The organism is Amycolatopsis sp. NPDC059027, assembly GCF_042739735.1.
GTDB lineage: Bacteria > Actinomycetota > Actinomycetes > Mycobacteriales > Pseudonocardiaceae > Amycolatopsis.
This window is the reverse complement of the sequence record NZ_JBHYIK010000067.1, coordinates 27,538-48,351: the sequence shown is the minus strand read 5'-3', so window position 1 is coordinate 48,351 and position 20,814 is coordinate 27,538. Positions and strand designations below refer to the sequence as shown.

Annotated in this window: 22 protein-coding genes; 10 read left to right on the top strand and 12 right to left on the bottom strand. The window is 68.5% G+C overall.

Annotated features, from left to right (window positions below):
* Positions 1-55: 55 nt before the first annotated feature.
* Positions 56-526 (top strand): cyclic pyranopterin monophosphate synthase MoaC, encoded by a 471-nt coding sequence (gene moaC, locus ACFWY9_RS35250; RefSeq protein WP_378340892.1) that lies wholly within the window; start codon positions 56-58, stop codon positions 524-526.
* Positions 523-1,452, top strand: a complete 930-nt coding sequence (locus ACFWY9_RS35245; protein WP_378340891.1) for a molybdenum cofactor biosynthesis protein MoaE — start codon at positions 523-525, stop codon at positions 1,450-1,452. The genes moaC and ACFWY9_RS35245 overlap by 4 nt, the downstream gene beginning before the upstream one ends.
* A 750-nt stretch (positions 1,453-2,202) precedes the next feature.
* Here the strand turns inward: ACFWY9_RS35245 and ACFWY9_RS35240 are convergent.
* From ACFWY9_RS35240 to moaA, 3 genes are all read right to left on the bottom strand, one after another.
* On the bottom strand, positions 2,203-2,829 hold the full coding sequence (locus ACFWY9_RS35240; protein ID WP_378328695.1) for a transglycosylase family protein: 627 nt from the start codon (positions 2,827-2,829) through the stop codon (positions 2,203-2,205).
* Positions 2,830-3,332: 503 nt separating this feature from the next.
* Complete coding sequence (locus ACFWY9_RS35235; RefSeq protein WP_378328694.1) at positions 3,333-3,599, bottom strand: MoaD/ThiS family protein; 267 nt, start codon at positions 3,597-3,599, stop codon at positions 3,333-3,335.
* 1 nt (position 3,600) lies between these two features.
* Positions 3,601-4,674 carry a GTP 3',8-cyclase MoaA gene (gene moaA / locus ACFWY9_RS35230; RefSeq protein WP_378340890.1) on the bottom strand — a complete coding sequence of 358 codons (1,074 nt, stop codon included), beginning with the start codon at positions 4,672-4,674 and terminating at the stop codon, positions 3,601-3,603.
* Positions 4,675-4,784: 110 nt separating this feature from the next.
* On the opposite strand from moaA, the gene ACFWY9_RS35225 reads away from it, so the two are divergent.
* The 5 genes from ACFWY9_RS35225 to ACFWY9_RS35205 all read left to right on the top strand — a co-directional run bounded on the left by ACFWY9_RS35225 (position 4,785) and on the right by ACFWY9_RS35205 (position 8,550).
* Complete coding sequence (locus tag ACFWY9_RS35225; RefSeq protein WP_378328692.1) at positions 4,785-5,273, top strand: MarR family winged helix-turn-helix transcriptional regulator; 489 nt, start codon at positions 4,785-4,787, stop codon at positions 5,271-5,273.
* A gap of 50 nt (positions 5,274-5,323) precedes the next feature.
* Positions 5,324-5,728, top strand: a complete 405-nt coding sequence (locus ACFWY9_RS35220) for a molybdopterin-binding protein (RefSeq protein WP_378328691.1) — start codon at positions 5,324-5,326, stop codon at positions 5,726-5,728.
* Entirely contained in the window at positions 5,725-6,525 is an 801-nt protein-coding gene (gene modA, locus ACFWY9_RS35215; protein WP_378328690.1) for a molybdate ABC transporter substrate-binding protein, read from the top strand. Before ACFWY9_RS35220 ends, modA begins: the two co-directional genes overlap by 4 nt.
* Positions 6,526-6,545: 20 nt before the next feature.
* Entirely contained in the window at positions 6,546-7,313 is a 768-nt protein-coding gene (locus ACFWY9_RS35210; protein WP_378328732.1) for an ABC transporter permease, read from the top strand.
* 157 nt (positions 7,314-7,470) lie between these two features.
* Positions 7,471-8,550: a sulfate/molybdate ABC transporter ATP-binding protein gene (locus ACFWY9_RS35205; RefSeq protein ID WP_378340889.1), complete on the top strand. Its 1,080-nt coding sequence runs from the start codon at positions 7,471-7,473 to the stop codon at positions 8,548-8,550.
* A 54-nt stretch (positions 8,551-8,604) separates the two neighbouring features.
* Here ACFWY9_RS35205 and ACFWY9_RS35200 read toward each other — a convergent pair whose 3' ends face one another.
* Positions 8,605-10,434, bottom strand: a complete 1,830-nt coding sequence (locus ACFWY9_RS35200; RefSeq protein WP_378340888.1) for a multicopper oxidase domain-containing protein — start codon at positions 10,432-10,434, stop codon at positions 8,605-8,607.
* Between the two features lie 259 nt (positions 10,435-10,693).
* Here ACFWY9_RS35200 and ACFWY9_RS35195 point away from each other — a divergent pair, with 259 nt between their 5' ends.
* Complete coding sequence (locus ACFWY9_RS35195; RefSeq protein WP_378328687.1) at positions 10,694-11,488, top strand: HAD-IIA family hydrolase; 795 nt, start codon at positions 10,694-10,696, stop codon at positions 11,486-11,488.
* Positions 11,489-11,524: 36 nt separating this feature from the next.
* The gene (locus ACFWY9_RS35190) at positions 11,525-12,331 is read left to right on the top strand and encodes a metallophosphoesterase family protein (RefSeq protein ID WP_378328686.1); all 807 of its coding nucleotides are present in this window, start codon (positions 11,525-11,527) and stop codon (positions 12,329-12,331) included.
* On the opposite strand, the gene ACFWY9_RS35185 is transcribed toward ACFWY9_RS35190, so the two are convergent.
* From ACFWY9_RS35185 to ACFWY9_RS35160, 6 genes are all read right to left on the bottom strand, one after another.
* Positions 12,328-12,702 carry a YccF domain-containing protein gene (locus tag ACFWY9_RS35185; protein WP_378340887.1) on the bottom strand — a complete coding sequence of 125 codons (375 nt, stop codon included), beginning with the start codon at positions 12,700-12,702 and terminating at the stop codon, positions 12,328-12,330. The two genes, ACFWY9_RS35190 and ACFWY9_RS35185, sit on opposite strands and share 4 nt — an antisense overlap.
* Positions 12,702-13,463, bottom strand: coding sequence for a PhzF family phenazine biosynthesis protein (locus tag ACFWY9_RS35180; RefSeq protein WP_378340886.1), 762 nt, complete (start codon positions 13,461-13,463; stop codon positions 12,702-12,704). The genes ACFWY9_RS35185 and ACFWY9_RS35180 overlap by 1 nt, the downstream gene beginning before the upstream one ends.
* Before the next feature lie 76 nt (positions 13,464-13,539).
* Positions 13,540-14,985, bottom strand: a complete 1,446-nt coding sequence (locus ACFWY9_RS35175) for a hypothetical protein (RefSeq protein ID WP_378340885.1) — start codon at positions 14,983-14,985, stop codon at positions 13,540-13,542.
* A 13-nt stretch (positions 14,986-14,998) separates the two neighbouring features.
* Positions 14,999-15,568, bottom strand: a complete 570-nt coding sequence (locus tag ACFWY9_RS35170; protein ID WP_378340884.1) for a hypothetical protein — start codon at positions 15,566-15,568, stop codon at positions 14,999-15,001.
* The gene (locus ACFWY9_RS35165; protein WP_378340883.1) at positions 15,565-16,071 is read right to left on the bottom strand and encodes a hypothetical protein; all 507 of its coding nucleotides are present in this window, start codon (positions 16,069-16,071) and stop codon (positions 15,565-15,567) included. The genes ACFWY9_RS35170 and ACFWY9_RS35165 overlap by 4 nt, the downstream gene beginning before the upstream one ends.
* A 181-nt stretch (positions 16,072-16,252) precedes the next feature.
* On the bottom strand, positions 16,253-17,032 hold the full coding sequence (locus ACFWY9_RS35160; protein WP_378328680.1) for an ESX secretion-associated protein EspG: 780 nt from the start codon (positions 17,030-17,032) through the stop codon (positions 16,253-16,255).
* 375 nt (positions 17,033-17,407) lie between these two features.
* Between ACFWY9_RS35160 and ACFWY9_RS35155 the strand changes: the two genes are divergently transcribed.
* Complete coding sequence (locus ACFWY9_RS35155) at positions 17,408-19,060, top strand: AMP-binding protein (protein ID WP_378340882.1); 1,653 nt, start codon at positions 17,408-17,410, stop codon at positions 19,058-19,060.
* Here the strand turns inward: ACFWY9_RS35155 and ACFWY9_RS35150 are convergent.
* Complete coding sequence (locus tag ACFWY9_RS35150) at positions 19,057-19,626, bottom strand: L,D-transpeptidase (protein ID WP_378340881.1); 570 nt, start codon at positions 19,624-19,626, stop codon at positions 19,057-19,059. The two genes, ACFWY9_RS35155 and ACFWY9_RS35150, sit on opposite strands and share 4 nt — an antisense overlap.
* Before the next feature lie 114 nt (positions 19,627-19,740).
* Positions 19,741-20,508, bottom strand: a complete 768-nt coding sequence (locus ACFWY9_RS35145) for a serine protease (RefSeq protein WP_378340880.1) — start codon at positions 20,506-20,508, stop codon at positions 19,741-19,743.
* Positions 20,509-20,814 lie beyond the last annotated feature (306 nt).

Sequence of the window (20,814 nt, the reverse complement as noted above, 5' to 3'; positions counted from 1 at the left end):
GCCGTCCGGGTTGGCGGTACGTGCCCTGCCTGTGCAAGGCATTAGCCTCCTGCAGGTGAGTGAACTGAGCCATGTCGACGAGACCGGCGCCGCCCGGATGGTCGACGTCTCCGGCAAGACGGCCACGGCGCGCACCGCGCTCGCCGCCGGGACCGTGCGCACGACGGCCGAGGTGCTGGCCCTGCTGGCCTCGAACGGCCTGTCCAAGGGCGACGCGCTGGCGACCGCGCGGATCGCCGGGATCATGGGCGCCAAGAAGGTGCCCGACCTGATCCCGCTGTGCCACCAGATCGCGTTGTCCGGGGTCAAGGTGGAATTCGAGCTGGCCGAGGCCGCCGTGCACATCAGCGCGACCGCGAAGACCACCGACCGCACCGGCGTCGAGATGGAGGCACTGACCGCGGTCGCCGTCGCCGGGCTCACCCTGCACGACATGATCAAGGCCGTCGACCCGGCCGCGACGCTCGACGACGTCCGGTTGCTGCGCAAGGACGGCGGCAAGACCGGGACCTGGGAGCGGCCATGACGTCTACTCGCACTGCTCGCGTCATCGTGGCCTCGAACCGCGCCGCGAAGGGGATCTACGAGGACAAGACGGGCCCCGTCATCGCCCGATGGCTCGCCGACCGCGGCTACGACGTCCCGGCGCCGGTCGTGGTCGAGGACGGCGAGCCCGTCGGGGTCGCGCTGCGGGCCGCCGTAGCGGATGGCGTCGCGGTCGTCATCTCGACGGGCGGCACCGGGATCTCGCCGACCGACCGCACCCCGGACGTCACTCGCGGTGTCCTGGACTACGAGCTGCCGGGCGTCGCGGACGCGATCAGGGCCGCCGGCCTGCCGAAGGTGCCGACCGCGGTGCTGTCGCGCGGCGTCGCCGGGGTCGCGGGGCGGACGCTGGTGGTGAACCTGCCGGGGTCCAGCGGCGGCGTGAAGGACGGTCTCGGCGTGCTCGAAGGCGTCCTGGACCACGCCGTCGACCAGCTGGCAGGTGGTGACCACCCGCGTGCGGCGCCGACGGGTACCGTCGCCGTCCGGGTGGCGCGGGCGATCGTGACCGAGACGCCGCTTTCCGTCGAGGAACACGCCCAGCTCGTCGAGGACGACGCCGCGGGAGCCGTGGTGACCTTCGGCGGGGTCGTCCGGGACCACGACGGCGGCCGTTCGGTGCGGGATCTGGTCTACGAGGGCCACCCGAGCGCCTCGGACGTCCTCGCCTCGGTCGTCGCTGAACTCGCGGCGGGCTGGACGGGGGTGCGCGCGGTGGCGGTGAGCCACCGGGTCGGGCCACTGACGATCGGCGACGTCGCCCTGGCGTGCGCGGTGGCGGCCGAACACCGGGGGCAGGCGTTCGCGGCGTGCTCGGCGCTGGTGGACGAGCTCAAGGCCCGGTTGCCGATCTGGAAGCACCAGCACTTCACCGATGGCACCGACGAGTGGGTCAACTCGCCCTGAGCGGCTCTGTCCGCCGTTAAGGCCCCCTTACGGGCGTCCGACGCCCGTAAGGGGGCCTTAACGGCTATGTGCCGTTCCTGAGGGTGCCGGGGGAGCAAGGGACCTTTGCTCCCGTTTCGCGTGGAGTGTCGGCTAGTCACAGTGGCCTCATTGGTCATATGAGCCACAGCAGCACCTTTTGTCACATTGACGCGCTTCGATTCCCGCCCGGTGCCGTGCGCCCCAATGCCACTTTCGGTGCGTTGGACGCACCGAACGCCACATTGGGGTTTTCTCGGTAAGGGGCGGGAGTGTGGCTTCGCTGGGGGTGTTTTCCCGAGGTGGTCGGGTGGTGTCGGTGGCTGGTGGGGCGGGCTTGCGGAGGTGTCGGTGTCTCGAAAGCTCCGTTGGGGGCGGTGAACGTCCTGAACGACGCGTTCGGGGCATGAGGCCCGGCACTGGAGTGTCGTGAATGGACATTGACGGCGTTGAACGTCCCCAATGTCCCATTCGCGACACTGCTGACCAGGGCGAAAGCCCGCAACCGCTGTCGCCCGTATCGAACGCAACCGACCACTACTGAGAAACCTCATTGGGGCGCTTGGGGCGTCGCGGGACCCGGAGGTGGAGACGCGAAGGTGCCCACGGCCGGAAGAAGGCCGCGGGCACCTCGCGGGGAAAAGCCAGGACCCCACCGCCGGGGGAATTCGCGGTGGGGTCCTGGGCAAGTACGGCGAAGCCGCCGGACTCAAGCCTTCAAGCAGGCTCGGGTCACTTGGTGGCGAGCTTCTGGCCGACCACGATGAAGTCGGGGTTCGGCACGTACTGCTTGTTCAGCTCCTGCAGCTTCTGGTAGCCGCCCTGGACGTTGAACTGCTGGGCGATCTTGGAGAGCGTGTCGCCCGCGGCGACGGTGTAGTCACCGGCCGGGTTCGAGCTGGCCACCTGGGTCACCGGGGCAGCGGACTGGACCGGCGCCGGGGTGCTCTTCTTCGGGGTGGCCTTCTGCGGGGTGCTCTGCTTGGGGGTCACGGACTTGGCGGTCGTGCCGCCGGCACCCTTGGCGCCACAGACCGGCCAGGCGCCGATGCCCTGGCCCTGCAGGACGCGCTCGGCCACGGCGATCTGCTGCTCACGCGAAGCGTTCTGCGGGCTGCCGGTGCCGCCGTAGGCCTTCCAGGTGCTCGGGGTGAACTGCAGACCGCCGGAGAAGCCGTTACCGGTGTTGGTGCTCCAGTTGCCGCCGCTCTCGCACTGCGCGATGGCGTCCCAGTTGGTCGCCGACGCGGGGGTCGCGGCGATCGCGATGGGGGCGCCGACCGCGATGCCCGCGACAGCGACGCGGGCGATGTGGCGGGTAGCGGCGGACATCTTGCGGTGCTTGCCTCGGTAAGACATTTGAGTACTTCTCGTTTCCTGCGCCTACGAGACTGAGCTGAGGGTCAGGCCTGGGTTCGGCCTGTCCGTCCGTTGCCGGCCGGCTGACCTCGACTCCGCACGACGCGTCGTCTCGGTCCCCTCGTCCCTGTCCGGAATGCTTTCGCTCGGGGTATGGGTCCGGGGATCCGTCGGACAGGGCTAGGCGCTACGGATTCCCGGTCTTGCGTGGTCGGTCGGGGCCAACCGAAAAGCGACGGTACGTAACGAGAGCCGTGATCGGAAATTATTCGGGGTGTGACCTACGTCACAGTAACAGCACGGAACCCACTGCGATTCGGCTGTTTTCCCTGTTCAAGCCACCGTTATCTGCCCGTTTCCTAGTCGAGATAAAACACAGATCGTGAGGTCTGCATCACGTGTTTCGCGGAGCGATTGGACCATTCGTGCGCGTGGCGAACGAAATAGCCGCGCACCTTATCGATCTTGGGGCCGCTATGCCAGTCCACTGAATGACAAGCGTGTCAGCCACCCGCGAACGGGGGGAGTACATCCAGCTGGTCACTGTCACACAGGGTGCGGCTCGTGTCCCGGACGGCGACCTCGTTCAGCAGGAGGCTCGCCGCGTCGAGGACGCGGTCGAGCGCGCCGGGGTGCAGTTCGCGCACCTGCCGGACGGCGTCGGCCACGGTGGCGCCACCGGGCAGCCGCACCTTCTCCTCTTCCACGCCCGCCGCGGCCCTCGCCGAGGCGAAGTAGCGCACGAGCACCGACACGGTCGTCTCAGTCATCTCAACCGCCGATCGCGCTCATCGGCCGGATCGGCTGCGCGAACCCGGCCTCGTTGATTTCGTGCCCGGCGAGCTTGCCCCACATCGTGCGCCGCCAGGCGTCGGCCACCTCTTCGTCGCGCGCGCCCGCGCGCACGAGCGCGCGTAGGTCGGTCTCGTCGTTGCTGAACAGGCAGGACCGGACCTGGCCGTCCGCGGTCAGCCGGGTGCGCTCGCAGGCCGAGCAGAACGGCCGCGTGACCGACGCGATCACGCCGACGTCGCCGGGGCCGCCGTCGACCAGCCAGCGTTCGGCGGGGGCGCCGCCGCGCGCGGCGGGGAACGGCGAAAGCTCGAACTCCGCGCGGAGCATGCCGAGGATCTCCTCGGCGGTGATCATGTCGCCCCGGTTCCAGCCGTGCTGGGCGTCCAGCGGCATCTGCTCGATGAACCGGAGGTGATAGCCCTCGGCGAGGCTGAACCGCAGCAGTGGCACGGCTTCGTGCTCGTTGAGCCCGCGCATCAGCACCGCGTTGATCTTGACCGGTGTCATCCCGGCGTCGCGGGCGGCGGCGAGACCGTCCAGTACATGGGAAAGCCGGTCGCGCCGGGTGATCCGGACGAACGTCTCGGGGTCGACGCTGTCGAGCGAGACGTTGATCCGGTCCAAACCGGACGCGGCGAGCGCGGCGGCCCGCTTCGCGAGGCCGATCCCGTTGGTGGTCATGGACAATCGGGGCCGCGGCTCGAGGGCGCTGATCCGCGCGACGAGGTCCTCCAGGCCGGGTCGCAGCAGTGGTTCCCCGCCGGTGAGCCGGATGTCGGTGACGCCGAGCCGCTCGACCGCGACCCGGAGCAGCCGCAGCAGCTCGTCGTCGGTCAGCACCTGCTCGCCGGGCATCCAGTCGAGCCCCTCGGCGGGCATGCAGTAGGTGCAGCGCAGATTGCACCGGTCGGTCAGCGACACCCGGAGATCGGTGGCGACGCGGCCGAACGTGTCGATGAGTTCCGGCGTGTCGGGACGGGGTTTCGTGGGCGCGCCGGACGCACCTCGTGTACCGGGGACGCGAGGAAACCCGAGATCCACTGCTGTCATTGGCTCCAGCCTAACCCCGGAGTGTGTCGAGTCCGACTCGTTAGACTCTTTCATGAAGTGAGCCGCTCAGTAGCCGAACGACCCGCGGCACACGGTGAAAGGGTTGCGTGATGTCGAGCACCACAGGAAAGACGTATCCCGTCACCGCCGGCGAACTCGCCAGGTTCGCGCAGCTGGGCCGGGAGGGCAGCACCCTTGCCGTCATCCGGCACGCCAGGATCGCCGAACAGATGGGGCTGGCCTCCAGTGATCACAAGGCGCTCGACCTGGTCAGCCAGGCTCCAGGCCCGCTGACCGCGGGCCGGATCGCCGAGCTCACCGGGCTTTCCACCGGCGCGGTCACCGGCGTCATCGACCGGCTGGAGAAGGCCGGGCTGGTCCGGCGCGTGCGCGACCCGGAGGACCGCCGCAAGGTCCTCGTCGAGGTGGTGCCGAACGCCATGGCCAAGTTCGCCCCGCTGTTCGAGTCGGCCGCGGACGCGCTGGAGCGGATCCTGGCAGGGTTCTCACCCGAGGAACGGAAAGTGGTGGAACGCTTTCAGAACGCGATGCTCGACGAGGTACGCGCCGACATCCTGGACAATTCCCGCCCCGCGTAATTCCCCACCCGCCATGGCTATTCCGCAGGTGCGGCGTTAATGTCGCTGCCATGCCGCAATTCCGGCTGTCCGAGGCAGCCAAACTCCTCGGCGTCAGCGACGACACCGTCCGCCGCTGGGTACGGGCCGGTCAGCTGACCGCCACCGACGACGCCGTCGGGCGGAAGGTCGTCGACGGCGCCCAGCTCGCTGCCTTCGCCCGCGCACAGGCGTCCGGGCCCGACGATCCCTCCGAGGTCGGGCGGTCGGCGCGCAACCGCTTCGTCGGGCTGGTCACCGAGGTCATCGTCGACAAGGTGATGTCCCAGGTGGAACTGCAGTGCGGCGCGCATCGCGTGGTGTCGCTGATGAGTACCGAAGCCGTCCGCGAGCTGGGCCTGCGCCCGGGCGTGCTCGCGGTCGCCGTCGTCAAGGCCACCACCGTCGTGGTGGAAACCCCGGAAGGAACCCGATGAAGCTCTCCGGCGCCCCCACCGTCGCCGCGGTCGCCGCCGCCGTCGCGCTGGCCGCCACCGCGTGCAGCAGCTCCGACAAGGCCAGCTCGAACCCCGGCGGCCAGGCCCCGGCGCCGTCGCCGGGCGGCACGCTCACGGTGTTCGCGGCGGCCTCGCTGACCGAGTCCTTCGGCGCGCTCGGCAAGCAGTTCGAGGCCAAGCACCCCGGCGTCACCGTGAAGTTCGACTTCGAGGGTTCGTCCGCTCTGGTCCAGAAGCTCACCAACGGCGCGAAGGCCGACGTCTTCGCCTCCGCCGACCAGGCCAATATGGACAAGGCCGCCAAGGCGCAGGTGATCGACGGCTCGCCGGCGGTGTTCGCCACGAACAAGCTGACCATCGCCGTTGGCAAGGGCGATCCGAAGGGGATCAAGGCGTTCGCCGATCTCGCCAAGGGCGGCACGACCGTCGTCGTGTGCGCACCGCAGGTGCCGTGTGGCGCGGCGACGAAGAAGATCGAGCAGAGCACCGGCGTCACGCTCAAGCCCGCGAGCGAGGAGCAGGACGTCAAGCAGGTGCTGGCGAAGGTGTCGTCGGGCGACGCCGACGCCGGGCTCGTCTACGTCACCGACGCGACGTCGGCGGCGGGGAAGGTGGACAAGGTCGACTTCCCCGAGGCCGCGGGGGCGATCAACAACTACCCGATCGGCGTCGTGAAGGACGCGCCGCAGGCCGCGCTGGCCAAGGAGTTCACCGAGTTCGTGCGCGGGCCGGAGGGGAAGGCCGAGCTGGGCAAGGTCGGGTTTGGCACGCCGTGACCGAAGTGCGCGTCCCCGGGGTGCTGTGGGTCCCGGCGGTGCTGGCGCTGGCGCTGGTGGTGTTGCCGGTGGTGGGGCTGCTGACGCGGTCCGATCTGACCCGGCTGCCGTCGCTGCTGGTCCAGCCCTCGTCGCTCAACGCGCTGCGGCTGTCGCTGGTCACCGCCGCACTGTCCACAGTGGCCTGTGTACTGCTCGGCGTCCCGCTGGCCGTGGTGCTGGCGCGCTCGCGGGTGCCGGGGATCCGGTTCCTGCGCTCGGTCGTGCTGCTGCCACTGGTGCTCCCGCCGGTGGTCGGCGGGCTGGCCCTGCTGTACCTGCTGGGCAGAAAGGGCTTTCTCGGCGAGCTGATCGGCTGGGCGACCGGTGCGCAGGTGCCGTTCACCACCGCCGCGGTCGTCATCGCGCAGACGTTCGTGGCGATGCCGTTCCTGGTGGTCAGCCTGGAGGGCGCGCTGCGGGGCGCCGGTGACCGTTACGAACGGATCGCCGCGACGCTCGGGGCCCGGCCGTGGACGGTGTTCCGCCGGGTCACCCTGCCGCTGCTGCTGCCCGCGCTCGGCTCCGGTGTCGTGCTCAGTTTCGCCAGGGCGCTGGGCGAGTTCGGCGCCACCATCACCTTCGCGGGCAGTCTGGAGGACGTCACGCGCACGCTGCCGCTGGAGGTCTACCAGCAGGCCGAGGTCGACGTCGACAGCGCCGTCGCGCTCGCCCTGCTGCTGATCGTGGTCGCGATCGTCGTCATCGCCCTCGCCCGGCCGCGTGCGCTGGAAGGGGTGCGGTCATGAGCGATGCTTGCGAGCGAATCATGGTTGTCATGCGCCGAAAAGGATTGGACGCTGTCTCGCGAAGCGAGTCGACCGCCATGAGCGATGCTTGCGAGCGAATCATGGTTGTCATGCGCCGAAAAGGATTGGACGCTGTCTCGCGAAGCGAGTCGACCGCATGACGCTCGAGGCCGGGCTCGAACTCACGAGGGGCGAGTTCGAGCTGGCCGTGGACTTCACCGTGCCCGACGGGCACGTACTCGCCCTGCTCGGCCCGAACGGCTCGGGCAAGTCGACCGTGCTCGGCAGCCTTGCCGGGCTGATCGCTCCTCGGCAGGCCAGGATCATGCTCGCCGGGCGGGTGCTCGCCGACGACCGCGTGCGCCTGGCGCCCCACCGGCGGAAGATCGGCCTGCTCGCGCAGGACGCGTTGCTGTTCCCTCATCTGTCCTCTTTGGACAATGTCGCCTTCGCGCCGCGTTCGGCGGGTGTGGGAAAGCAGCGCTCCCGCGAGATCGCCGAGGGGTGGCTGTCCGAAGTGGACGCCGCGGAACTCGCGGACCGGAAGCCCGCACAGCTTTCCGGCGGGCAGGCCCAGCGCGTCGCGATCGCGCGGGCACTGGCCGCCGAGCCGGATCTGCTGCTGCTCGACGAGCCGTTCGCCGCGCTCGACGTCGATTCGGCACCCGCCATCCGCGGGCTGCTGCGCCGGGTGCTGCGGACCGGCCCGACGACGGTGCTCGTGACCCACGATCCGCTGGACGCGCTCGCGCTGGCCGACCACGTCGCCGTGCTCGCGGGCGGCCGGATCGTCGAACGCGGGCCGACCCGCGAGGTGCTGGCGGCGCCGCGCTCGGCGTTCACCGCGCGGATCGCCGGGCTCAACCTGGTCGCCGGGACCGCGGTCGCGGACGGGCTGCGGACCCCGGAAGGTCAGGTGGTGAGCGGTATTCCGGCCGACGACGCGGTCGACGGCGAAGCCGCGGTCGCGGTGTTCGCGCCCAGCGCCGTCGCGGTCTATCCGCACGACGGCGAGCACCACGGCAGCCCGCGCAACACCGTCGACGCGGTCGTCGCCGCACTGGAGCCGCACGGGCCGGTGGTGCGGCTGCGGGTCCGCGGCGACGGCTGGGCGCACGGCCTGACCGCCGATCTCACCCCGGCCGCCGTCGCCGACCTCGCGCTCGAACCGGGATCCCCGGTCACGTTGTCCGTCAAGGCCGCCACGGTCGCCGTCCACCCGGCCGCCGGGAGCTGACGCCGCGGACCGTGGGGCCTCCTTGAACTACGGGAGGCCCCACGGACCGACCCCTCAGCCGTGGGGGTGGCCACCGCCGTGGTGGTGGAACTTCGCCACCTCCTTCGGGTGCACCACGAACGGCCGCATCATGCCCTCGTCCTCGTGGTCGAGGATGTGGCAGTGGTACATGAACTCCCCGGTACCGCCGCCGAAGTTGCCCGCGACGCTCACCCATTGCCCCGGCTTGACGATGAAGGTGTCCTTCCAGCCTTCCTCGTACTTCTCCAGCGGGAGATCGTCGATCGGGTCGGGCTTCCCGGTCTGCGGGTTCACGCTGCCGATCGGGCGTGTCGTCCGCTCGTCGCGCGAGGAGAACGTCGTGGTGAAGTGCTTCCGGAACAGTGCCTGGAACTCCGTCAGGTGAATGTGGATCGGATGCTGTGGGCCACCCAGGTGCAGGATGTTCCACACCGCCCAGCCGTTGTACTCGAGGAAGATGCCCGTGGTGTCGTCGAACAGCTTCCCGATCCGGCGGAACGTCCGCAGTTTCGGCGGATTCGCCGTCGGGTCCTGGAGCTGGATGATCCCGTCCCCGCCGGGGTCCGGCGTGTGCAGCTCCTCCAGATCCCACATTTCCGGGTGCCCGTCCTTGTTCAGCAGCAGCGCGATCCACACGTGGTCGTGCTTTTCGGGCAGCGTGTCGCCGTGCTTCAGCCGGACATAGGACTTCGACACCTTTTCCGGCAGCTTGAACGCATCGTGCCGGTTCCGGTTCTCCACCCGGAACTCCATCAGATCCGGTTCGACGGTGCCCAGGTTCGGGTCGAGGTTGGTCAGCCGGAGCTTCCGCCCTTTGAACCTGCTGAAGTCGATCAGCAGATCGAACCGCTCGGCCGGGGCGACGCTGAGGCCGCCGGGATACTCGGCGGTCTTGGCCGGTAGTGGCGCAGGGGCGGGCAGCAGCCCGCCGTCGGTCCCGATCAGGCGGACCGCGTCGTTCTGCGGCACCCCGTTCTCGTCCACCAGGTTCAGCACGTAGAACCGCGCGTTCGACGCGTTCAGCAGCCGGAACCGATACCACCGGGCGTCCACGTCCAGATGCGGCCAGACCACGCCGTTGACCAGTGTGAACGGGCCGGTGAACGGGAGCAGGATCCCGCCGCCCACGTCCGCCACCTTGTACAGCAGCTGGCCGGTGAGCGCGCCCGTCGCCGGGTCGCGGTCGAGGTTGCGGTCGGCGATGATCAGCGGGATCTCGTGATCGCCGCCCGGCAGGTCGAGGGCGTCCTCCTCGTCGTCCCTGACCAGGTACATCCCCGCGAGTCCGGTGTGGACGTTGAAGCGGGTGATGGCCATCGCGTGGTCGTGGTACCACAGCGGCATCGCCTGCTGGACGTTGTCGTGCTCGGTCAGCTGCGAGGTGCCGGCGAGGTTGGCGTTGTGTGCCCAGCCGTCGTTGCCCGCGTTGGTGCGGGCGCCGTGCAGGTGCACCACGGTCCACGCGGGCAGGTCGGCGACTCCTTCGATGATCTTGTAGTCCTTGAGGTCGAGTTCGCGGCCCGGCCTGCTCGACGGATTGGTGCCCGCCGGACCCTGCACCGCGACGAGCGGAATCTTTCCCTCGATGTCGTTGTTCCACGAAATCCGCAGTCGCTTGCCGCTGCGCACTTCGATTGTCGGACCCGGGAATTCCCCCGCATAGGTCCACAGCTTCGACGGCGGCAGCTGTGAATGCAGCCGCTGCGTCTTGGTGACCATCGGAATGGTGATCATTTCGTGGTGCCACCACGAATGCGGCCGGATCACCGGTGGGATCCGCAGTGGATCAAGGAACTTGGTCAGTCCCCAGTTCGGCCCCGCCAATTCCGTCGTTTGTGTCCGGCGGTCGATTGTTTCCGTCATGAATCGTCCCTGCCCTCCTGTGTGTGGCAATGCCAAGGGCAGGGTGAATTGCGCTGAGAGACATGTGATTCCCCCGCTCGCACGAAAACTGTGTTCGTGACTTTTCGTATTCCCCCAAATCCCCGTTGTGCGCGCCGACCCTGCGACTCCCCTCGCAATCGGCGGCTATTTCCACTGTAGCCAGTTCGGCGGTACGGCGCACACGTGTCGTGGGCGGAGTGCCAGGAGAGCTCCCGGGTTTGCCCGTAGGATCCGGGACATGAACGATCGGCAGTGGACTTACCTGAGCGACATGGACGGCGTCCTGGTCAGGGAGGAACACCTCGTTCCCGGCGCCGACGAGTTCCTCGCGGAGCTCCGGTCGAACGGGATCGACTTCCTGGTGCTGACCAACAACTCGATCTACACCCCGCGTGACCTGCGGGCCCGGCTGCTGCGCACTGGTCTGGACATCCCGGAGGAGGCCATCTGGACCTCCGCGCTGGCCACCGCGAAGTTCCTCTCCGCACAGCGGCCGAACGGGTCGGCGTTCGTGATCGGCGAGGCCGGGCTGACCACGGCGCTGCACGAAGTCGGCTACGTGCTGACCGAGCGCGACCCGGACTACGTCGTGCTCGGCGAGACCAGGACGTACAGCTTCAGCGCGATCACCCGCGCGATCCGGCTGATCGAGGGCGGGGCGCGGTTCATCGCCACCAACCCGGACGCCACCGGGCCGAGCCTGGAGGGTTCGATGCCTGCCACCGGATCGGTCGCCGCCTTGATCGAGAGGGCCACCGGGCGCTCGCCGTACTACGTCGGCAAGCCGAACCCGCTGATGATGCGCAGTGCCCTGCGCAGGCTCGGCGCGCATTCGGAGTCGACGCTGATGATCGGCGACCGGATGGACACCGACGTGCACTCCGGGATCGAGGCCGGCCTGCAGACCATCCTCGTGCTCACCGGCATCTCCACCCGGGAGTCGGCCGAACGCTATCCGTATCGGCCCACCCTGGTGCTCGACTCGGTGGCCGACCTGATCGGGCGGACCCGTGACCCGTTCGGCGAAGGCTGATCGTCGGCTGCCGGGAGCAGGGCTTATCGTCGGGAGATGAGCAAGGACCGGTCCACGTATGTGGTGGGCGACGTGCACGGCCACCGTGACGCGCTGGCCGATGCCCTCAGAGCCGAAGGGCTCCTCGACGACGACGAGAACTGGGCGGGAGGGGAGGACCACCTGTGGTTCCTCGGCGACTTCGTCGATCGCGGGCCCGACGGCGTCGGCGCGATCGACCTGGTGATGCGGCTGGAAACCGAGGCCGCCGAGGCGGGTGGCCTGGTCCAGACGCTGCTGGGCAACCACGAGATCCTGCTGCTGGGGATGTACCACTTCGGCGACGAGCCTGTGCCGTCGGATTTCGGGCCGCGCAGCTTCGCGCGCAGCTGGGAGATCAACGGCGGGCTGGCCGACGACCAGGACAGGCTCACCGGCGAGCACATCGCGTGGCTGACCAGCCGTCCGCTGGGCGCACTCGCCGACGAGCACCTGCTGCTGCATTCGGACACGCTCGAATACCTCGAATGGGGCGAGGACATCGAGGGCATCAACGCCGGTGTCCGCGAGATCCTCGAAGGTCGTGATCTGGAGGCCTGGTGGGACGTGTGGCGGCGGATGACCACGCGCTACGCCTTCCGCGGCCCGGACGGCGAGGAGGCCGCCCAGCGCCTGCTCGACCTGCTCGGCGGGGAGCGGGTCGTGCACGGCCACAGCGTGATCGCCGACCAGCTGGGGATCCACCCGGCGCAGATCGACGGGCCGTACCTCTACGCGGGCGGCAAGGCGCTCGGCGTCGACGGCGGGTTGTTCGTCGGCGGTCCGTGCCTGGTCGTCGAGCTGCCGTTCGAGCCGGAGGACTAGGGCAGGTCGACGATCTCCTTGCCCAGCGGGGTCAGCGACACCGGGATCATCTTGAAGTTCGCGATGCCGAGCGGGATGCCGATGATCGTGACGCACAGCGCGATCCCGGTGAGGACGTGCCCGATGGCCAGCCACAGCCCGGCGAACACGAACCAGATGACATTGCCGAGGCACGACGCGGCACCGGCGTCGCGGCGGTCGACGACGGTCCGGCCGAACGGCCACAGCGCGTAGTGCGCGATCCGGAACGACGCGAGCCCGAACGGGATCGTGATGATCAGGACGCAGCAGATGATCCCGGCGACGAGGTAGCCGAGCGCCATCCAGAAGCCGCAGAGCACGACCCAGATGATGTTGAGGATGAATCGCATCAGACGTGCAGCTCCCCGCTCACGATGGTGACGGCCTGACCGGCCAGCTCGACGCGGTCGCCGTCGAGCTTCGTCCGCACGATCCCGCCGCGTTCGGACACCTGGTGCCCGGTCAGCTCGGCGCGGCCGAGCCGCCGCGACCAGTACGGCGCCAGCATGCAGTGCGCCGAGCCGGTGACCGGGTCCTCGTCGACGCCGACGCCGGGCCCGAAGAACCGGCTGACGAAGTCGACGCCCTCGGCGTCGCCCGGTGCGGTGACGAGCAGCCTGCCGTTCCAGGTCGCCTTCAACGCGGCGAGGTCCGGCGTGAGGCGGCGGACGACGTCGGCGTCCTTGACCACCGCGAACAGGTTGTCGACCCCGCGCCCGGTTTCCTCGATCTCGACACCGGGCAGGATCGCGCTCAGGTCGTCCTCGGTGGGCTGCGGCGGGTCGGCGGGGAAGTTCAGCGTCACCCAGCCGTCCTCGGCCCGGCAGCGCAGCTCGCCGCTGCGGGTCGTGTAGACCTGCTCGCCGCCGAGCACGTGCGTCGTCGCGACGGTGGCGTGGCCGCAGAGATCCACTTCGGCGGCCGGAGTGAACCAGCGCAGCGACTTCGGTCCGTCGCCGGTGATGACGACGAACGCCGTCTCGGAGTGCTTCATCTCCGCGGCCACCATCTGCATCCACATGGGATCGGCGGGCGTGTCGAGCAGGACAACCCCGGCCGGGTTACCCGCGAAGGCACGGTCGGTGAAGGCGTCGACCAGGTAGAAGCGCATGACTTCCACGATATCGAGGCGAGCGGCCCGGAGGGACCGCTGTGAGGAGGTCCCCAGCGGCGCAACCCCCTAAGGGTCAGCCGCCGATGACCGGCGGGACGATCTTCTCGCCGTCGGGCCCGCGATCCGGCTTCACCTCGAACACCTCGTCGTCCTGCAACGGCATCTTGTTCTTGTGCTCCTTGTCCTCTTCTTTCTTCTTGCCGGAGCCTTGCCCGCCCGCGGCACCCGGCGCTCCCGCCTTGCCCGCTTTGCCTGCGTTGGCCGCGGCCGTGGCGCCACGTTCGAGACGTTCCCCGGCGGGCTTGCCCGAGCCACTGCCGCCGCTGCCCTTGCCCGCGGCCTGCTCGCCCTTGCCGGGGCTGTAGCCACCGCCGGACACCCGGGAGCCCGCGAAGTTGCTGCCCGCGCGTCCGGACCCCGTCCCCGGCTTGCTCCGCGTGATGTCCCCGCCTTTGCCGCCGGGGTTGACCGGCGGGGCACCGGCGAGCCCGAAGTCGCCGGGGCGCGTGCCGGGGGGCATGGTCATCGGCGGCCTGGTGCCGGGGCCGCCGACCGGGGGCAGGTTGGGGTTGCCCGTGCCCGTGGTGAGTCCCGGCGGCGGGCTGTAGCTGCTGCCACCACCGCCGGTGTACGGCGTGGAGGAACCGGTGAACTGGCCTCCACCAGGTGTTCCCGTCCCCGGGCCGACACCGCTCGTGGTGCCCGTGCCGCTGAACCCGGTGGCGTGCGCGCTGCTCGCGGTCGTGCTGTCGTTGCCCGGCTGCGGCGGCGGAGTGTAGGTCGGCTGGGTCGAGGCCGTCTCGTGATAGGTCGTGTCCAGGTTCTGCATGACCTGCACCGCCCGGCCGTGCGCCTCGTCGGCCTGCTGCTGCTTGGCGGTGATCCCGCTCATCGTCTCGGTCGCCGCGGCGTGGTCACCGGTGACGAACTGCTGGACCGCCTTGTTCATCTCGGCGTCCTGGTTGAACCCGGTCGGCTCCGGCATGTTCGTCTTGGCGTAGTGCGCGGCCGAGGACTGCTGGGAGTACCGGTTCGACGTCAGCTGCACCGCGTTGCTCGCCTGCTCGGCATGGCTCGCGGTGGACTGGAAGAACCCGTGCGCGCCGGAGGCGGCCTCTCCCTGCCACTGGGTCTGCGCCCCGCTGCCCGCGTCGGCGAAGGCGTTGGACACATCAGCCAGCCAGTTACCGAACTGGTTGGTGACCTCGCTGTACCTGTTGATCTGTTCAAGGTCCAGATTGTCGTGGGCCATGCGGTACAACTCTTCGTGCGCCATGCCCGGGTAGTGCTGCTCGGGCGTTGGAAAATCAGTCCGCGTTGTCTGGCCCTGCAGTAGCGCGTGCCCCTGGGTGACCGAATACACGGAGGCCATGTCCTGGGTCTGTTGCCCGATCCCGTCCCGCGCTTCGTCCCAGTCCTCGGACCCCAGGTGGCGTGCGTTCCCCGCCAGCTGCCGTTGCGTCTCGGCGTAGAACTCACCCGCCGACTGCTGGTGTTGTGCCCGGTGCGGCTGGTTCATGACGGAGCTCCCCTCACGCCTTCGGCAACAACGGATCGACCTTCTCCGCTAGGCCTTGAACGAGCTTGCACGCGCGCTCGGTGTCCGTACCCGAAGTCATCCCGACGTTGGCATGCGAATTGGTGGCAACCTGGAGGTTGATCTGGCACTGCCCGCGAGAGTGAAGCGGTTCCGGCTCCATGACCACGGGACGGCCACTGTCGTTGATCTTCCCCGGCTTGGCTTGCGAGGGATTTTGGAGATTCTCGTTGATCTTCTGCCCCGGGTACAAGCCGAGGCCCGCCACGATCGCAGGCTCCGTGTCCGTTATCGGCTTGTTCGCGGAACATGCGCGCTTGGGGTCCCCAAGGCTTGGGGTCGCTGGTTGAAACCCCTGGCCTGCCAGTAGTTGGTCCAGCATCGTGCACTGGTTCATCCCGGCGAACGGGTTGCTCGGATCATCGGTGGTGGTCGGTGTCGACCTGGTTGTGGCTGGGCCTGACGCCGAGGGGCTGGCTTGGCCGCCGACGTGGCTGGAACACGCGGTGAGCGTGGCAACTGTGACGGCCAGAGCCGCGATGCTGGCGAAAGTACGTCGGATCACTGCGGATCGAGTTCCTTGTTGATCTTGGCGAAGGTGATGTTGTGGGCTTCCTCGGTCTCGCGGTAGTTCTTACGCGCGATCAGCAACGCCGCCTTGGCGGCCTCGATACCGTCGTGCATGAGGTCGAGGTTCGGTAGCAGTGACTGTGGATCGCCACTGCTGCCGGCGACCTTCGCATTGAAGTTCGCCACGTCCTTCGCGTACTTGCTATCCCCCATTTGGGCAGCGTGGACGAGGTCTCGAAGATGATCCCGCCAAGTGTCATAGCCTTCAAGGAACTTGTCGCAGGCTTTGAGGTAGGCCTGGAGTCCGGCTTCGTTGATCGCGAAGCTGCCGTTCTCGGCCATCTTCTTCAGATCGGCCCCACCGGTCGAGATTCGCTTGGCCGCGTCGGCGTCCATCGGCGCGCTCAGTATGCCCTTGAGAAGGTTTTGGCCCGCATCGCCGGCGGCCTGGCTCGTGCCCGGTACCGAGCCCTCCTCGCCGAAGGTTATCCCGGCCATAGTGCCCCTCCCGCACCCTCCGTGACCACCGTGCGTGGCCTACTGGCACTGTACTAGTGACCAGCCGGGGCCGTCTGCGGTTTCGTGAGCAGGGACTACCCCGGTCAGGGGACGAGGGTGGTCCGGAGGGCGTGCGCAGGTTCGTCGGTGAGGCGGCGAATGCGCTCGAAACGACGGCGGGCTAACGGGCGACTTCGGCAATGGTGTCGTGCAGCCAGCGCCGTAGGTGCGAGCCGTCCGACGGGACATACCTGAGCCGGGTTTCGCCGCCGGAAAGCGGCTCGGTGAAGACGAGGAAGCGGCCGCCCTCGGAGTCGAAGAACGTGACCGCGCCTTGGTTGTGGAGCACCGAGTGGCTGCTGCGCACGTGGAGTTCGACGCTGCCCAGCCGATGTGGTGGCCACTGGCTGAACGAGGTCAACGCCTCCTGCTCTGCTCGGCTGGGCTCGGCGGTGAAGTCCTCGGCGCTGAAGTCGCGATCGCCCTGTGGCGCGGGGCGCGAGCGGCGCGTGATGGTCACCGGGCGAACCGGAACGGGGCGATACGGCGGAAGCGTGCCGACCATCGCGTCGACCAGGCGGTCCGGGCGGATCTGCAGGAAGGTGATGTTGTCGCCCACCTGCTCGGAGAGGACGCCGAGCCCTTCGGCGATGGTCGCGCGGTAGTAGACGCGACGGCGGTCGGCGAGCTCGGTCGCCCGCACGATGATCAGCACGTCGGGTTGCGTCCAGGCGCGGAGCGTGTGGGCGACATCGACGTCCAGCTTGTCCCGGTCGGCGAGCCGACGGGCACGCAGGGCGTCCCACGCCTCGGTATTCAGCCGGTCATAGGTGGCGATCGCGTCGTCGCCGGCCGCCTGGACCGCGCTCCGGACGTCGAACGGAGCCCAACTGGCGGGAAGCCCAGCCCGGCGGACGGCGACGTCCACCTCGAACATGCCCAGCGAGAATTCCTCCGGCACGAACCGATCCCTCCGCCACATCGAGCCTGCCGCCGAGGGTAGCGGAACCGCTACGCCCGGCGCCCGCTACGCCGACGGTCGGCCGCATTGACCCGGGGAGGATCAACGCACCCGGTTTCCGCCGGGGATGCCAAGATCTGCCGGTGTCGTTCAATGATCCGAAAAAGCGAGACGAACTGGACCATTCCTGTCGGCATTTCACCGCACGAGAAGGTTCGGTCACCGGTTTCCGTACGTCGCCGAGCATCTGGGCGTTCCGCAGACCGGGCTGCCGCCGCGGTCCGGGCCCGCTACCGGTGGAGCCTGGTCCGCTGGCAGCCCAGCCGCCGGGTTCTTAGACTGCGGTCCGCAGCCGCCGACGTCTGGGAGGTCTCCATGCCCGCACCCTTGCCCAGTTACGCCTCCGGGGTCTCCGACGTGCCGTTGCTGGGGGACACGATCGGCGGCGACTTCGATCGCACGGTGGCGGCGTTCGGTGACCGGGACGCGCTGGTCGACCGCGCGGCGGGGCGGCGGTGGACTTACCGGGAGCTGGCCGGAGAGGTCGACACGCTCGCGCTCGGCCTGGTGGCGCTCGGCATCGGCAAGGGCGACCGGGTGGGGATCTGGTCGCCGAACCGGTGGGAGTGGACGTGCGTCCAGTACGCCACGGCCAAGATCGGCGCGATCCTGGTGAACATCAACCCGGCGTACCGGTCGCACGAGCTGGAGTTCGTGCTGAACCAGGCCGGGGTGAAACTGCTGGTGGCCGCGGCGTCGTTCAAGACCTCGGACTACGCCGCGATGATCGCCGAGGCGCGGCCGAAATGCGCGGCGCTGCAACACGTCGTGTTGCTCGGCGGCGACGAGTGGACGTCGCTGATGGACGCGGGGCGGCGGGGTGATCCGGCTCGGCTGGCCGAGTTGCAGGCCGGGCTTTCGGCGGATGATCCGATCAACATCCAGTACACCTCGGGGACGACCGGGTTCCCGAAGGGCGCGACGCTGTCGCACCACAACATCCTGAACAATGGCTTCTTCGTCGGGGAACTCTGCGGCTACACCGAGCGTGACCGGGTGTGTATTCCCGTTCCCTTTTATCACTGTTTCGGTATGGTGATGGGGAATCTGGCGTGTACGTCACACGGGGCCTGCATGGTGATTCCGGCTCCCGCGTTCGATCCGAAAGCCACGTTGGAGGCCGTGTCGGCGGAGAAGTGCACTTCGCTTTATGGTGTTCCGACGATGTTCATCGCGGAACTCGCCGATCCCGATTTCGGCAGTTTTGACCTGTCGTCGTTGCGGACGGGGATCATGGCGGGGTCGCCGTGTCCTGTCGAAGTCATGAAGCAGGTCATCGAGCGGATGGGGATGGCGGAGGTGTCGATTTGTTACGGGATGACGGAGACGTCGCCGGTGTCGACGCAGACGCGGGCGGATGATTCGGTGGAGCGGCGGGTGTCGACGGTGGGGCGGGTGGGGCCGCATCTGGAGGTGAAGGTCGTCGATCCGGAGTCGGGGTTGACGGTGCCGCGGGGTGAGCCGGGTGAGTTGTGTACGCGCGGGTATTCGGTGATGTTGGGGTATTGGGAGCAGCCGGACAAAACGGCGGAGGCGATCGATGCGGCACGGTGGATGCATACCGGGGATTTGGCGGTGATGGATGACGCCGGTTATGTGAACATCACGGGGCGGATCAAGGATATGGTGATCCGGGGTGGTGAAAACCTGTATCCGCGGGAGATCGAGGAGTTCCTGTACACGCATCCGGATGTTCTGGACGCGCAGGTGATCGGCGTGCCGGACGTCAAGTACGGTGAAGAGTTGATGGCGTGGGTGCGGATGCGTGAGGGTGCGACGCCGTTGACGGCGGAGAGCTTACGGGAGTTTTGTGCGGGTAAGCTGGCGCATTACAAGATCCCGCGTTACGTGCACGTCGTGGACGAGTTCCCGATGACCGTGACCGGTAAGGTCCGTAAGATCGAAATGCGGCAGCAGGCCGTCACCATTCTCGGCCTGGAAGACGTCGCGAAGACCGAGCACGCCTAGAAAACAGCCACCTCGGCGCCGACCGGGAGCGCGTCGAAGTACCGGCCGGCGGCTTCCGGGCTCAGGTGCACGCAGCCGTGGGACGCGGCGATCAGACTGCCCTCGTGGAAGGCGATGCCGCCGGGCGCGAAGAACACCGCGTTCGGCATGGCTTCGGGGAATTCGTTGCTGACGTGGTGGGCGTCCTTCCATGCGACATGGAAGACGCCCTTCGGCGTGGCCACGGAATCGTCCGGGCCGTCGGTGCCCGGCATCACCGGCACCGGGCCGTAGGTGATCTTGCCGTCCTTCTGCAGCCAGCTGATCCTGAGCCCTTCGTCCACACACGCCGTCGCGGACACCGGGCATTTGTTGAGTACCACGGCCGAAACCGGTTCCTGGGACGGAGATACCCGGCCCGGGGCCGCGGCGCCACCACCGGGCGCCGCGGCCGGTGCGATCGCAGCCCCGCTCGCATTCGGCGCGGGCTCCGTCGATACGCGGACGACCGTCCACGCGGTGAGCGCGGTCAGTACGGCGATTCCGGCGCACCACAGCAGCCGATCGCGCTTCGTCACCCTGGTCATGATCACCACCCATCCGGGGCCCGAGGGTACCCGACGCCGCCTTGAGGACAACGGCCCCGAACAGCGCGATTCGCGCTGTTCAGGGCCGTTTCGGTGGTGTTGACCGAGTTCGGCTCAGCGGTTCTGCTGGATCCACTTCGCATAGGCGCTCACGCTGGTGAACACGTCGGGATAGCCCTTCGCACAGGGAACTCCCCAGGACACGACGCCGACCTGCTTGCCACCCGCCACCAGTGGCCCGCCCGAGTCGCCCTTGCACGCCCCCTTGCCCTTCGGGCTGATGGTGCACAGGTTGCCCGCGGAGATCGGGAGGTCGGTCGGGTTCTGCTGGACGCACGCCGAATGGCCGAGAACGTGCATGTTGAGCGTCTGCAACGCGTTCGGGATCGTGCCGGGGAAGCTCGTCAGGCCCCAGCCGCTCAGCGTGACCTGGCTGCCCGCCGAGGGATCCGAGGTCGCCAGCGGCACCGCGGCGACGGCAGAGCCGAACGTGAGACCGGACGAGAGTTTGAGGATCGCGATGTCGTTGACGATCCGCTGGGCGTCGTACTGCTTGTGCGTCACGATCTTCTTGACCCTGGACTTGACGCCGCCCCGGTCGAGCAGGTTGCTGCCCGCGACCACGTACAGCTTGCTCGCGTCACCGTGGAAATCCGCCACACAGTGCGCCGCGGTGAGCGCGGTGTATTTGTCCAGAATGGACGCTCCGCAGAAATGTTTGCCACTGAACGAGTCACGAAGACTGAGCTGGTGGGGGAACTCGCCCTTCGTCGCGGGCCGCCCGCCCACTATGTCGGTGTCCGCAGCGGCGGGTGCCGCCGTGATCGCCGCACCGGCGAGCAGCGCCGCCGCCAACGTGCCCATCGTCCTCAATGCCGACATCCGTATCCCCGTCCGCGTTAGGCAAGGCATGAACAGTGTGCTTTTCGACGCTGCTACGGCCGTGCCCGCGGCGTAAGTCCACGACCGGGTGGCAGCGCCGAACGGTCACCTCCTTCCTGGAAGTATTCACTTTCGTGTGAAGAGAATTCACCTGAACGGACAGGATGAAGGGGACTTTCCTCGCGTGAGACGAGCTGAAGGGGACTTTCGTCGCGGGGGGTTCGGCGGAAATGCCCGTCAGCGCATTTCATCCGGCGGTTGCGGCGGGGTGGGCGAAAGCGTTTGGGGCCCACGCGCCCCAAGTTG